Genomic DNA, 13731 nt, shown 5'->3' on the forward strand with positions numbered 1-13731 from the left:
CGACAGGCACATCGTGCTCGGTGCCCCCGACGTGCTCGCGACGGGCACCGTCGCGCAGCAGGCCGAAGAGATCGGAGCCACGGGCAGGCGCGTGCTGCTGCTGGGACGCGCCGCTCTCCCCGTCGACGACGAGGCCGCGCCGGGCAATGTCGAACCGCTCGCGCTCGTCGTGCTGGACCAACTGGTACGCCCCGACGCCGCCGACACGCTGCGCTACTTCCGCGACGAACGCGTGCAACTCAAGGTGATTTCCGGCGACAATGCGAACTCCGTCGGTGCCGTTACACGCTCGCTGGGCGTCGACCTGGGCGACGTCGTCGATGCCAGAAGCCTCATCGACGCTGACGATGCCGAGTTCGAAGAGACGGTCGAACGTGGCGGGGTGTTCGGGCGAGTCACGCCAGAGCAGAAGCGCCAGATGGTGCAAGCGCTGCAACGGGGTGGGCACCAGGTGGCGATGACGGGGGACGGCGTCAACGACGTGCTGGCGCTCAAGGACGCCGACCTCGGTATCGCGATGGGTTCGGGGGCTTCCGCCACGCGCGGTGTGGCCCAACTGGTACTGCTCGACGACAAGTTCGCCCAGCTCCCCCACGTCGTCGCAGAAGGGCGACGAGTGATTGGCAACATCGAGCGCGTCGCCAAGTTGTTCCTTACCAAGACGATCTACTCGCTCGCCCTGGCGCTCGTCTTCGGCCTCCTCACGGTGCCTTACCCGTTCCAGCCGCTGCACGTGACCGTCGTGGGCTGGTTCACCATCGGCATTCCCGCATTTTTGCTCAGCTTGGCGCCGAACCACGCGCTCGCGAGGCCGGGATTTGTGCGCCGCACACTGTCGCTCGCCATCCCAGCCGGGGTTATCGTCGCCTGCAGCACCGTCGTGACGTATCTGCTGGTGCGCGGACGCGGGCAGGTGGCCGAAGCGCTGCAAACTCAGGCGACGACGGCCGCGCTGATCACGATGATCATGGTGGCCACGTGGGTGTTGTCCGTGGTGGCTAGGCCATACCAGTGGTGGCGGGCAGGACTCGTCGCGTTCGCCTACGGGTTCTACGGGTTGCTGATCCATCTTCCGTTCAGCCAACGTATCCTGGAGCTCGACACCTCAAACATGCGAGCCATGATGCTCGCCTACCTCATCGGCGGCATCGGCATGGCCGCCGTCGAGGTGATGTGGTGGATCCGCGCCGGCGTCCTCGGAGAGTAGCTAAGCGCCCTAGCACCCGGATAGTTCAAACGCCTAACAAAGGCATTCATCGACAACATTCGAGTAGTCATCGCACAGCTTTGCGGTGGATTCGGCTTATCACGTCCTGAGAACTCTCTATAGGCGATATTGTAATCGATTCCATCTATTGACAGCCTGGCACGCCGAGTCTACATTCTTCCTATGAAACTGAACAGTCACCAAAGATTCCCTTGGAGCTGGTTCCTCCCATCTGTGATAACAGTTCTCCTCTGCATCTCGTCGGGGAGTATTCAAGCGCATGCAGATTTCCAGGCTGCGACCCGCGAGCGCCTTGATGCAATTTCAGAAGCGATTACCCGAGCAGTGGCTGCCGCTGACAACACTCCTGCTCTAACCACTTCCACGCTTCAGAAGCAGCGTGGCTTCTCGCTGAACCCGATCAACGACGATTACTCGCGTTTCCAAGTTTCATTCAACCCCCCCGATCCGCTCAGGAACGGATCGTGAAGTGCGCCTTCCGCGACTATCCGTCTCGCTGATGCCTATGAAGGACCCTCAGACGACCACGTCTGTAAGCATCATTGATACAGCGCCCACTCGAACCACTACAAGTGCGATTCAACCGTTGGAAGAAGGGTTTCGAATCTTACATGTGATGCACTCAGCCTCTGCTCAACATGAATTTAAAGTGGGGTTCCATTCTTCCGGCACCATCGAACCAGTACGATTCGAAGATGGTTCATTAGTCCTGCACGCCCCTGACGGAACGTACCTAGGCGACATAGAACCTCCATGGGCGATAGACGCCAATGGGTCTCCCGTTCCCACCCGATATCGTTGGGAACATGGAACACTAATTCAAGTAGTAGATCATGATCCTCGACATCACAGGTACCCAATTGTCATCGACCCGAAATGGACTTACGGATATAACCTTACTGCGATTGGTGCGGCTGGCTATCCAACGCTCGGTGTAAACACTGCCATGGCCATGCGTGAACTACGAAGGTGCTTCAATTGCTCCTTTCCGATCAAAGGAGCGCCACGGAGTATCCGAAAACCGGCCAGAACATCAACCTCAATGCCTGGCCGCTCCCAGGAGGAACTGTCGTTCCTGCACCAATACGTGTGTCAGGAACAACTAGCACTGGGTTCAGTTTCGTGGCGAGACAAGGACATTTCGACGGTGCAGGATCGACCATCAGCTTCCGCTTTTACCACACCTGTTTGGCGAACGCACCGATGCTCCGACTGTCTGTTAAAGCCACTATTACCAAGCATAGGCCATTTCTCGAACGTCAAGTCATCCGTGCAACGACCTACACAACTTGGTCGAGATTCGTATCAGCCACTGCAGACAATGCGGGAATAAAACAGGGTTATCATGGTAAATGTTGAACTGACGCGGCCTCGTATCGTAGCATTATTGGTTATCGCCTGCCTCTGGGTGGCGGTGGAACTTACGCAAGTTTCGCTCGCCTACAGCCGGCTTCTGGAGCCCTCGGGCTGGTCTGCGGAAGCATGGGTATGGTCGGTGCTCTTGTGGGTGGTGATATTTGCCGTGGGAACAGCCGCACTGTGGTTTACGCGTCGCTGGCCGTGGATGCTAATGCTGCCCTTGCACGCTCTTCTGCTGTTTTTCGCCGCTGTTTCGCCGTGGGCTTGGTGAACGTTCACCGCTGAGGTTGCCCGGCGCAGGGCACGCTACCTGATGAGGAATAGCGTGCCCTGCGCCGCAAGCGACATCGAATCTTACCGCTGGTCAAGCACCGCCTTGGCGGCCGCAAAACGAGCGATCGGCACGCGGAATGGCGAGCAGGAGACGTAGTCGAGCCCGACTCGGTTGAAGAACTCAATCGACGCGGGGTCACCGCCGTGCTCACCACACACGCCCGTCTTGAGCTCCGGCTTTGTGCTGCGCCCCTTCTTCACGCCAATCTCGACGAGCTGTCCGACGCCGTCGACGTCGATGCTCTCGAACGGGTTCTGCTCGAGTACGTGATCGATCACGTACTGGGCGAGGAACCCGTTCTCGGCGTCATCCCGGGAGATGCCGATACCGGTCTGCGTGAGGTCGTTGGTACCGAAGCTGAAGAAGTCGGCTTCCTCGGCGATCTCGTCGGCAGTCAGCGCCGCTCTCGGCAGCTCGATCATAGTGCCGATCTTCACCTCGATGCCGGAGTCTCCGATTTCCTCGGCGACGGCACGCTCGACGATCTCCCGCTGGAACTTCAGCTCCTGCCGCAGCGCGACGAGCGGGATCATGATTTCTACCCCGACGGTGTCGCCCTCCCGCTCCTTCACCGCAATCGCGGCACGGATGATGGCTCTCGCCTGCATGTCCGGGATCTCCGGGTACAGCATCGCGAGGCGGCATCCGCGAGTGCCAAGCATCGGGTTCTGTTCGTGGAGGCGTTTGACCTGCGCGAGCGTCTGCCGTGCCGCATCGAGAGCGTCTTCGTCCTCGCCAGTGAGCTCGAGGCGCTGCACCAGCAGCGACTGCTCGACGAGGTTGGGCAGGAATTCGTGCAGTGGCGGGTCGAGCAGCCGCACTGTGACGGGCAGGCCCTTCATCGCGGTAAAGATGCTCTCGAAGTCTTGCTGCTGCATCGGCAGAATCTCGGCCAGTGCATCGGCGCGAGCCTCTGGGGTGTCTGCGAGAATCATACGTCGCACCGCAGGCAAGCGGTCGCTCGCCATGAACATGTGCTCCGTGCGGCACAGGCCAATGCCTTCCGCGCCCAGTTCCCTCGCCTTCGTTGCATCCTCGAAGTTATCTGCATTGGCACGCACGCCGAGGCGACGGATCTCGTCGGCCCACGCGACGACGTTTTGGAAGTCCTCGTTGATCTGCGGCGGAACCAGTTCGATGGCCTCGCCGTAGATGTTGCCTGTCGACCCGTCAATGGTAATGACGTCGCCCTCGGCGAAGACGTGTTCGCCGATGGTGAGCTTCTTTCCAGCCGCGTCAATCTTGATGCCTGATGCGCCTGCCACACAGGGCTTGCCCATACCGCGAGCCACCACGGCCGCATGCGACGTCATGCCGCCGTGCGCGGTGAGCACGCCCTGCGCCACGATGACGCCGTGGATGTCGTCGGGTGTGGTTTCGTAACGCACCAATACGACGGGTTCACCGCGCTCGCCGCGTTCGGCGGCGACATCCGCGTCGAAGACGACCTCACCGACACCAGCACCTGGTGAAGCGGGCAGGCCCTTGGCGACGGGCTGCTTGCCGTGCTCGGGGTCGATACCGGGGTGCAGGAGCTGATCGAGTTGCCGCGGTTCGATGCGCTGCAGGGCTTCTTCCTTGGTGATGAGGCCCTCGGCGACGAGGTCCGAAGCCACCTTGAGCGCAGCGGCGGCGGTGCGCTTACCGTTGCGGGTTTGCAGCATGAACAGCTTGCCGTCTTCGACAGTGAACTCGATGTCCTGCATGTCGCGGTAGTGCTGCTCAAGCTTGTGCATCGTCTGGACGAGCTGCTCGTACGCATCGGGCAGTACTTCCTGCATCTCGTGGAGCGGGCGGGGTGTGCGGATGCCAGCGACGACATCCTCACCCTGCGCGTTCACGAGGAACTCGCCATACAGCGCCTTCTCACCCGTCGATGGGTTCCTGGTGAAGCACACGCCCGTGGCGGAAGTGTCGCCGCGGTTACCAAACACCATCTGCTGCACGTTGACCGCCGTGCCGAGTTCGGCGGAGATACCGTTCGCGCGACGGTACACGTCGGCTCTGGGGTTGAGCCACGACTTAAACACGGCGTTGACCGCGCGGTGGAGTTGCTCACGGGGGTCACTCGCCCATTCTCCGCCCAGATGCTCGACGGAGATCTCCTTGAACGTGCGCACCAAGCCCTTGAGATCGTCGGCGGTCAGATCCGTGTCTTGTGACACGCCACGCTGCATCTTGAGCTGCGTCAGTGCGTCCTCGTAGGCGTGCGCGGGCACACCCTCGACGACCTCGCCGTACATCTGGATGAAGCGCCGGTAGCAGTCCCAAGCGAACCGCTCGTTTCCAGCTTCAGCAGCGATGGCGTCGACGGACTCGTCGGAGATACCGAGGTTCAAGATGGTGTCCATCATGCCGGGCATCGAGAACACCGCACCGGAGCGGACCGACACGAGCAACGGTTTCTCGCCAGACCCGAGTTTGCGGCCGGTGCGCTCTTCGAGCCGCTCGAGCGCTGCGTCGATGTCTCCGGCGAGGCGCTCCGGCCACTCACCGCCGCGTTTCATCGTCTCCACGCACGCGGTGGTGCTGACGGTGAACAGATCTGGGACGGTGATCCCGATGCGGTTCATCTCCGCAACGTTGGCTCCCTTGCCGCCCAGCAGCGACTTCATCTCGGCATTGCCGTCCGCAAGATCGTAGATGTAACGATCGTCACTCATTGGTCAAGACTCCTTCGACTCGCCCTGGAGCTTCTTTGCTCAGTTCAATCTCCAGAGTACTCAGTGCATTGTCAACACACGCATTCGGGTTTGTGTTTCTCAACGTCAGGAACTCACGCGCCTGCGCCACGCGCCGCGCAGCGCACACCTGGCGGCTGGCGGAGTACGCCGCCAAGGCGTCGGGCGCGCGAAGAGACGAGATCGACGATGCGGCTTGCATTCTCCTCCAGCGCAACGCCGGTGGTGTTGAGCACCGGGCAGCCGAGATCGCGCATCGTTTGCCCCACCTCGTCGAGCTCGTCGTAGATGTGCGCGAGATCGGCATAGCCGTCTCGGTTGCCGAAGCCGCCCATGCTGCGGACCCGTTGATTTCGAATGCTTTGGAGCCGGTCGGCATCCATCGTGAGGCCAATGATGCGCCATCGCTCGACGCTGAACAGCTCGGATGGGGGCGTAATGCCTGGCACGAGGGGCACGTTGGCAGCTTTGTACCCGAGGTAGCCGAGATAGATCGACAGCGGCGTCTTGCCTGCTCGCGATGGGCCGATGAGCACGATGTCGGCTTCGCGGAGCTGTTCGGGGACCGACCCGTCGTCGTTGCGGACTGCGAAGTCCATGGCGCTGACGCGGGTGAAGTAGTCAGCTTCCACCCCGACGGGGCGTCGCATCACTTCTTCAGCGCGCTCACCGCTGGCTTGCTCGATGGCGGCGATGGAATCAGTCATCAGATCCGCATGAGGCAGGTCGTAGTCGTTGCAAAAACGCTCGACGAGGTCCGCCATCGAGGGCTTGACGAGCGTGAACAGCACGACGATGGGGCGCTCTAGTGGCAGTTCCGCAAGCGCCGTCTCGACGTGCTCTTTCTGACTGACTCGGCGGTGGCGCACTATTTCGATGTGTTGATCGGGGAACTGCGCCAGTGCGGCACGGGCGATGCGCGCTCCGGTCTCCCCCGTGGAATCAGCGATGATATGAATTTCGAGCGGCTCCGTCGACATGCAAGCCACACTATCGGGGCCAGGATGACCTGAGGCACGTTTATGCTCGATACATGCCAGAAAGAAGGCCTGCCGCCTGCAAGTTCCCTTCGGTATGCAGGGAAGGTGCTCACGCTGACAGGAGGATTCACGCTTCCCGACATAGCTGACGCACTGAAGGATGCCAGAAAGAAGTGTTCCAGCCCTATGGGCGACCTCAACGCCGTGTCGTGGGGCCAGCCAACTACAGACGCCGTTTGGAGTTGATAACGTGACCAACCGCACGTTCCTCGAGTCTTTGATGCTCGTCGGCGCAGTCATGCTCACGCTCAGCATCGGGCTCGCCATCACTCTCAGCCCCTGGTTTCTCGGGCTAGCCCTCGGAGCGCCGCTTGCACTCGTCGGCCTCGCTGCCATCCTCCAGTCGGCAACGAAACTGCGAACGCGTGCCAATTTGAATGCCGAGGTACCAGGGCCACCACCCAGTGTGATTGCTTCCCTCGCCGGACTGCTCGCACTAGCCGTACCGGTAGTCGTCCACGTGAAAGTCGGAATCCTCTCGTCTCCAGCGAGCGTGGCACTGCTCATCGCCTCCGCCCTGGTGGTGGTCGCAGCAGCAGTATTGGCCATTCGCTGGTCGCGCTGACCCGCTTCGAGCTGGTACGCCTCGGCTCGGTCTGGGGGCCGACAACGCTTCCCACTACCCGGTGTAGTATCGGGAACAGGCAGAACCCCTGCCACGACCTCATTCAAGGAAGAAGTGGTCACCACCATGTTGCACAAGTCGAGAACTCGTATCCGCGGCGTCGTCGCCATCATCCTGGCGCTTACCTTGACCTCCTGTAGCGGCGGGGGCGGACGAGGAGACGTACATTTGGGCGGAGAGGCGACGCTGCAGTTGCCCGACTTAGGCGGCGAGAAATTCGCTGGTATGCCAGGCGACGTCCTTCTTGCACTGGGGCTGATCGTCTGCGCGTTCGGCCTCGGCTTTGGGTTGATCACGTACATGCAGCTACGACGTATGCCCGCTCATCGCGCCATGCTCGATGTGGCAGATCTCATCTACGCAACGTGTAAGGCCTATCTGAAACAGCAGGGCCGATTCCTGCTGGTGCTCTGGGCCTTCATAGCGACGATCATCGTCGCCTACTACCTCTTCCTGGTGGACTTCGGCATCGGCAAAACCTTGGTCGTCATCGCGTTCTCCCTCATCGGCATGGCCGGTTCGTATGGCGTCGCGTGGTACGGAATCCGAGTCAACACGCTGGCGAACGCTCGCACCGCCCACGCGTCGCTGCGGGGCAAACCCTATCCGTGCCATGACATTCCTCTGCGCTCGGGCATGAGTATCGGCATGGTGCTCATCTCCGTGGAGCTCGCGATGATGCTCATCATCTTGGTGTTCCTCCCCGGCGAGATCGCTGGGGCATGCTTCCTTGGCTTCGCCATCGGTGAATCGCTCGGAGCCGCAGCCTTGCGCATAGCCGGCGGCATCTTCACCAAGATCGCCGATATCGGCGCCGACCTCATGAAGATCGTGTTCAAAATCAAGGAAGACGACGCCCGCAACCCCGGCACGATCGCTGACTGCACCGGCGACAACGCCGGCGACTCCGTCGGCCCTTCAGCCGACGGGTTTGAAACCTACGGAGTCACTGGCGTCGCACTCATCACCTTCATCCTTGTGGGCGTCGCCGACGCAGCCGTGCAAATCCAGTTGCTGGTGTGGCTTTTCGTGATCCGCGCCGTCATGGTGATTGCTTCCGCCATTTCCTACTACGTCAACCGCGCGATGACGAGAGCCAAGTACGCGGACGCTGACGATATGGATTTCGAGCAGCCGCTCACCAACTTGGTGTGGATCACGTCCATCTGCTGCATCGTCACGACGTTTCTCACTTCCGCGTTGCTCATTGCACACATGCCGAATGGCATGTGGTGGAAGCTCTCGCTCATCGTGTCGTGCGGCACCATCGCCGGTGCGCTGATTCCAGAGCTCGTGAAGGTCTTCACCTCCACGAGTGCCAAACACACCCGTGAGGTGGTGGTCTCCGCACACCAGGGAGGTCCGTCGCTCAACATTCTCTCTGGCCTGGTTGCCGGCAACTTCTCCGCCTACTGGATCGGGCTGGCCATTGCGGGCCTCATGGGGATCGCCTACGGCATTTCGATGCTGGGGTTGGGCGACCTCATGCTCGCCCCCGCGGTGTTCGCGTTTGGCCTTGTCGCGTTCGGGTTCCTTGGCATGGGGCCGGTGACCATCGCCGTCGACTCCTACGGGCCCGTCACTGACAACGCGCAGTCCGTGTTTGAGCTCTCCACCGTCGAAGATGATCCGCAGGCACGCGTAGAGCTCGCCGAGGAGTTCGGAGGCGACGTAGATTTTGAGCGTGCAAAGTTCTTCCTCGAGGCGAATGACGGCGCCGGTAACACCTTCAAAGCCACGGCGAAACCCGTGCTGATCGGCACCGCGGTAGTAGGTGCCACCACCATGATCTTCTCCATCATGATTGGGCTCACCGACCACCTCACCACCAACTTAGACAAGCTATCGCTCCTGCACGCACCCTTCCTACTAGGCATGGTGGCCGGCGGCGCCATGATCTACTGGTTCACGGGAGCCTCCATCCAGGCCGTCACCACGGGCGCGCACCGAGCCGTGGAGTTCATCAAAGACAACATCCATTTGGAGGGCAAGGACAAAGCGTCCGAACGTGATTCGGCTCGGGTAGTGGAAATCTGCACCAAATACGCGCAGAAGGGCATGTTCAACATTTTCCTGGGCGTCTTTTTTGCGACGTTGGCCTTCGCCTTTTTGGAACCGTTCTTCTTCATCGGTTACCTCATTGCGATGGCCGTCTTCGGTCTCTACCAGGCGGTGTTCATGGCAAATGCTGGCGGGGCCTGGGATAACGCCAAGAAACTCGTCGAGGTGGATCTCGACGCGAAAGCCACTCCCCTGCACGATGCTACCGTCGTCGGTGACACCGTCGGCGATCCGTTCAAGGACACCTCATCCGTGGCGCTCAATCCCGTCATTAAGTTCACTACGTTGTTCGGCTTGCTCGCCGTCGAATTGGCCGTCGCGCTGCCCGCGCTGGGCGCCGCATGGCTGCCGCCCGTGCTGGCGGTGGTGTTCTTCCTCGCATCGGCCGCATTCGTCATACGCTCGTTCTACGCTCTGCGTATCAACCAGAACATGGAGGATCTCGACATCGAGAAGGCGGTCGATCCCACCCCGTCGACGCCGTAGCCCGAAGGAGGCAGCGCATGGTGGTTCGGATAATCGTGGTGGCGGGGGCCCTCGCGCTCACGCTAGCCGCAGGAAGCTCTGTGGAACTGCTGGTGGTGCCTGTGCCGTGGGTGCTGGCGGTGATCGCACTCGGCTGGTGGTTGGGCAGCGGCAACCCGACGCGACGCCAGGCGTGGGCCGCAACAGCACTGTCCGCACTCCTGCCTGGCATCGCCGCCTTCGCGCTGTGGCTGTGGACAGCCCTGAACGATCCCTACGCGCCGGAACCGGCCCTGCTCGGGATCCTCGCGCGAGTGGGCGCAGGCGCAGCCCTCGCCTTGCTCGGCTTCGGGTTCCTGCGTCGCTTTGAGACCCGCGCCCACCGGCCCACGCCCCAGGTTGCCAACCGCTGACCTCCATCACACAACGGCCTTCGCCTGCAGCGACGACTCGCCGCGGGCGAAGGCCGGTTTCTTTGCGCTGCAGCCCTACAATCATCACGGTACGGGCCCACACGGCCTCCTGCCCCGACCGTGATGGAGTGTGAATGAGCAGCACTTATGACCCGTTGGTCGGTCAGGTGCTGGACGGTCGCTACGAGATCGTCGCGAAAGTGGCACGTGGCGGCATGGCCACGGTGTATCGAGCGCGCGACTTGAGGCTGTCGCGCATCGTTGCGCTCAAAGTGATGCGCGCGGATCTCGGCGAAGACGATGAATTCGTCGCGAAGTTTGATCGAGAGGCACGCTCCGCCGCCGTCCTCACACACCAGAACGTGGTGAGCATTTTCGATCAAGGCACCGCACAGGGCCAGCCCTACATCGTGATGGAATTCGTCAACGGTGAGACCCTGCGCCGCGTGGTGAGTCGTGAGGCGCCGTTGCGCCCGGAGCGGGCGCTCGCCTACATGGAGGACATCGCTTCCGCGCTCGCCGCCGCGCACGAGGCGGGTGTGGTGCACCGCGACATCAAACCCGAAAACGTGCTCATCTCGCACCGCGGACAACTCAAAGTGGTGGATTTCGGCCTTGCCCGACGCATCGGTTCGCCGCAGATGACCGCGACGGGGGTGCTCGTCGGCACGGCAAGCTACCTCCCACCGGAATTGGTGACGCACTCGCGCCCCGATGCCCGCAGCGACGTGTATTCCGCCGGCATCCTGCTCTTCGAACTGCTCACTGGCACGAAGCCCCACACCGGCGAAAACAACTACCAAATTGCGTACCGGCACGTGAACGTCGACGTGCCCCGTCCCAGCGAGCGTTTGCGCGAGCGCGGACGGCGAAACTCATGGCCGCTGCCTGATTACATCGACGCGCTCGTCATGGCAGCCACAGCACGCGACCCCGAGCGGCGCATCGAAGACGGACGGGAACTGCTGCGTGTGGTGCGCCGATGCCTCCACGAGCTAGAATCCAGCGGCTACGCCGACAACCCGGCACTGGCCACGAGCCTCATGCCTGAGCCGTCGGATGGCGACATCACGCAGCCGATCACCCCGAAGCTAGAGCGGCCCCGGCCGTCGGCGAGCTCCCAGATTCCCTCGGCGTACACCTCGTCGCACAACGACGTCGCCCCCACCAGCAATTCGTCGCCCGAACCCCAATGGCAGCCGGATCCCCACACCAGCTCTCCAGCATTCGCCAGAAGCGAACGCTCCCCCGCAGCTGCCCCCGTGCAAAGAAGCCAACACCGCTCGCCCCAAAGCCAGCGCACGCCCGTGTTCCAGGTGTCTCACGCCGCTGTGCACCGTCGACGACGAGGCATCGTCGCGCTCATCGCTCTGATCGTGCTCACCGTGGGCGCGGGCACTGGCTCGTGGTGGTTCGCCTCGGGACGGTACACGGCCGTGCCCGCGTTAGAAGGCCAGACGGAGGCCGCGGCGCAGGATGCCGCCGAGGCTGCGGAGCTGCGAATCGACACCTCGTCGGCCTACTCGGAGGACGTGCCCGCAGGGCAGGTGGTGAGCACTGACCCTCGAGCAGGCGACAAGGTGCTGCGTAAGTCGACAGTGCTCGTCGTCATCTCGCTCGGCCCGGAACGGTATTCGATGCCGAAAGTGGTTGGACTCACTCTCGAGGAGGCCCGCACCGCCCTGCAGTCGGAGAAGCTGCAGGTGGGCAATGTCGAAGAAGTGTGGAACGAAGACATACCGGCGGGGAAAGTGCTCAAGGCATCGCAGGAGCCTGATGCCCAGCTGAAACGTGGCACAGGCGTAGACCTCATTGTGTCTAAGGGGCCCGAGCCCATCGAGATTCACGACTACACGGGGCAGTCCACCAACCGAGCGAAGAAAGAACTTGAGGCCGCCGGGTTTACCGTCAAGGTCGCCGAGGAACACGACAAGACCGTCGAGAAAGGCAAGGTGATCTCCCAATCGCCGAAGTCCGGCCACGGTAAGCGCGGTGACAAGGTGGAGCTCGTGAGTTCGCTCGGCCCGGTTATGGTGACGGTGCCGGACGTACGGTACAAGTCGACGCAGGACGCCGAGAAAGCGCTGAGCGACGCAGGGCTCACCTACGAGATCGAGCGCGCCAGCGAGTTCCCGCTGCCCCTCAATATTGCGGCGGGAACCAATCCAGCAGCCGGTACGAAGGTACCCGAAGGCAGCAAGGTGATTCTGCAGATCACCTGACCTGTGGGAACCAAGACGACCGCCTCGCCCACTACCCTGTTGGTACGGAGAAGGAAGGTCGAACAGTCATGGATAATCCCATCAGGGTGGTCGTCATCGTCGTCATTGCGCTGGCAGTCATCGGCTTCGGCATCTGGGGGTACCTGCGTTGGCGCTACGTCAAACAGCTGCGGGATTTGGGCTGGGAGTTCGATACCTCGCCCAACATCAACCACATGATCGGGCTCAACCATGCCCCCTTCGGAGCGGGGTTCGACCGCAAGGTCGATGATCTCATCTACGGCACCGCACCCAACGGCGTGCAGTTCAAAGCAATCGAGTACGACTACGAACAGTGGGGCTCCACCCACTACGTGCTGTTTTTCCCGCTACCCAAGTCGCTGCCGTTCCTCTACGTTCGTCCCCTGGCCCGGGCATCCCGGATCCCCGGCAAACCCCACGGCGCAGTCATCAATTTGGGGCAGCACGAAATCATCGCAGGCGGCGACGAATACGGCCACGACATCGGGCAGCTCATTGTGAACAACCTTGGGCCCCTTGCCGCATTCGAACTCAGCATCGATCACGCCAACCTCGTCGTGTTCGACGTGGCGGAGAAGGTTGACGACCTCAAAGTGGCTGTCAACGCCGGTTCGCAGATCGCAGCCGCAGTGGCAAGCGCCTGCGGCCCGTACTCGGCCCCGCCAGCTCCGAACTGCCTCTCCTTCAACCGTCACCCCCACTGGACGTACATCCCCCGCGACGACAGCTACCTGTCTCGCATCCACCACACCACCGACGGTTATGACCACGAAGCCAGCAACATCGTGTTCGGGGAACGCGACGGCATCTCTTTCCTTCGACTCACCCACAGCTGGAAGACAAGAAGCACCGATTCCGAAGGGCGCACCACCGTCCACCACCATGAGGAGAACCTGTGCGACTTTTGGACGGGATTCCGGTTCGGGCCGATCAACCTGGGCAGTGGTATCTTCGGTTTCCGCAATGACAAGGCCGGCATCCAATTCGAGCTGATGGAGTTCAACAGGGCCTACAAGGTCACAGCTGCCGACAAGCGTTTTGCCTACGACGTGCTGCACCAACGCATGATGCGTTGGCTTCTCGACGTCGGCGCACCCAAGTTTGAGATTCATCCGCGAGGCAGCATCACCGTGCGCGGCTTCGATGACTGGCGGATGGAGGACCTCGAAGCCGCCAACGCGCTCCTGCACGATTTCTTCGCACGCGTGCCCGACGTCGTGTGGAAGAATCTCGGCGTGTGGCCGCGGCCCGTTGCCCGCTACGAATGGGTGTAGCCGGGAGG

The 13731-nt window shown here is 61.8% G+C and carries 9 protein-coding genes; 7 read left to right on the forward strand and 2 right to left on the reverse strand.

Annotation, left to right across the window (positions count from 1 at the left end; all coding sequences use genetic code 11):
* Positions 1–1207 (forward strand): HAD-IC family P-type ATPase (locus tag Q0X61_RS06790; protein WP_297741608.1); only part of this gene is annotated, 1207 nt, incomplete at its 5' end.
* A 183-nt stretch (positions 1208–1390) separates the two neighbouring features.
* Positions 1391–1696: a hypothetical protein gene (locus Q0X61_RS06795; RefSeq protein WP_297741610.1), complete on the forward strand. Its 306-nt coding sequence runs from the start codon at positions 1391–1393 to the stop codon at positions 1694–1696.
* A 1245-nt stretch (positions 1697–2941) separates the two neighbouring features.
* On the opposite strand, the gene ppdK is transcribed toward Q0X61_RS06795, so the two are convergent.
* Positions 2942–5584 (reverse strand): pyruvate, phosphate dikinase, encoded by a 2643-nt coding sequence (gene ppdK, locus Q0X61_RS06800; protein WP_297741612.1) that lies wholly within the window; start codon positions 5582–5584, stop codon positions 2942–2944.
* Positions 5585–5697: 113 nt separating this feature from the next.
* Complete coding sequence (locus tag Q0X61_RS06805; protein WP_297741614.1) at positions 5698–6582, reverse strand: pyruvate, water dikinase regulatory protein; 885 nt, start codon at positions 6580–6582, stop codon at positions 5698–5700.
* Positions 6583–6832: 250 nt separating this feature from the next.
* On the opposite strand from Q0X61_RS06805, the gene Q0X61_RS06810 reads away from it, so the two are divergent.
* The 5 genes from Q0X61_RS06810 to Q0X61_RS06830 all read left to right on the forward strand — a co-directional run bounded on the left by Q0X61_RS06810 (position 6833) and on the right by Q0X61_RS06830 (position 13723).
* Positions 6833–7207, forward strand: coding sequence for a hypothetical protein (locus Q0X61_RS06810; RefSeq protein WP_297741616.1), 375 nt, complete (start codon positions 6833–6835; stop codon positions 7205–7207).
* A 126-nt stretch (positions 7208–7333) separates the two neighbouring features.
* On the forward strand, positions 7334–9814 hold the full coding sequence (locus Q0X61_RS06815; RefSeq protein WP_297741653.1) for a sodium-translocating pyrophosphatase: 2481 nt from the start codon (positions 7334–7336) through the stop codon (positions 9812–9814).
* Positions 9815–9831: 17 nt separating this feature from the next.
* Positions 9832–10206, forward strand: a complete 375-nt coding sequence (locus Q0X61_RS06820) for a hypothetical protein (protein ID WP_297741618.1) — start codon at positions 9832–9834, stop codon at positions 10204–10206.
* Positions 10207–10340: 134 nt separating this feature from the next.
* Positions 10341–12428 carry a Stk1 family PASTA domain-containing Ser/Thr kinase gene (gene pknB / locus Q0X61_RS06825; protein WP_297741619.1) on the forward strand — a complete coding sequence of 696 codons (2088 nt, stop codon included), beginning with the start codon at positions 10341–10343 and terminating at the stop codon, positions 12426–12428.
* Positions 12429–12496: 68 nt separating this feature from the next.
* Positions 12497–13723, forward strand: a complete 1227-nt coding sequence (locus Q0X61_RS06830) for a hypothetical protein (protein WP_297741621.1) — start codon at positions 12497–12499, stop codon at positions 13721–13723.
* Positions 13724–13731 lie beyond the last annotated feature (8 nt).

Source organism: uncultured Tessaracoccus sp. (genome assembly GCF_947255005.1).
Lineage (GTDB): Bacteria > Actinomycetota > Actinomycetes > Propionibacteriales > Propionibacteriaceae > Arachnia.

What these genes read in the sequence shown, in the direction of transcription:
- Q0X61_RS06805 (WP_297741614.1), bottom strand. Translation starts at nt 6,582, where the DNA reads ATGTCGACGGAGCCGCTCGAAATTCATATCATCGCTGATTCCACGGGG.
- Q0X61_RS06820 (WP_297741618.1), top strand. Translation starts at nt 9,832, where the DNA reads ATGGTGGTTCGGATAATCGTGGTGGCGGGGGCCCTCGCGCTCACGCTA.
- pknB (WP_297741619.1), top strand. Translation starts at nt 10,341, where the DNA reads ATGAGCAGCACTTATGACCCGTTGGTCGGTCAGGTGCTGGACGGTCGC.
- Q0X61_RS06795 (WP_297741610.1), top strand. Translation starts at nt 1,391, where the DNA reads ATGAAACTGAACAGTCACCAAAGATTCCCTTGGAGCTGGTTCCTCCCA.
- Q0X61_RS06815 (WP_297741653.1), top strand. Translation starts at nt 7,334, where the DNA reads ATGTTGCACAAGTCGAGAACTCGTATCCGCGGCGTCGTCGCCATCATC.
- ppdK (WP_297741612.1), bottom strand. Translation starts at nt 5,584, where the DNA reads ATGAGTGACGATCGTTACATCTACGATCTTGCGGACGGCAATGCCGAG.
- Q0X61_RS06830 (WP_297741621.1), top strand. Translation starts at nt 12,497, where the DNA reads ATGGATAATCCCATCAGGGTGGTCGTCATCGTCGTCATTGCGCTGGCA.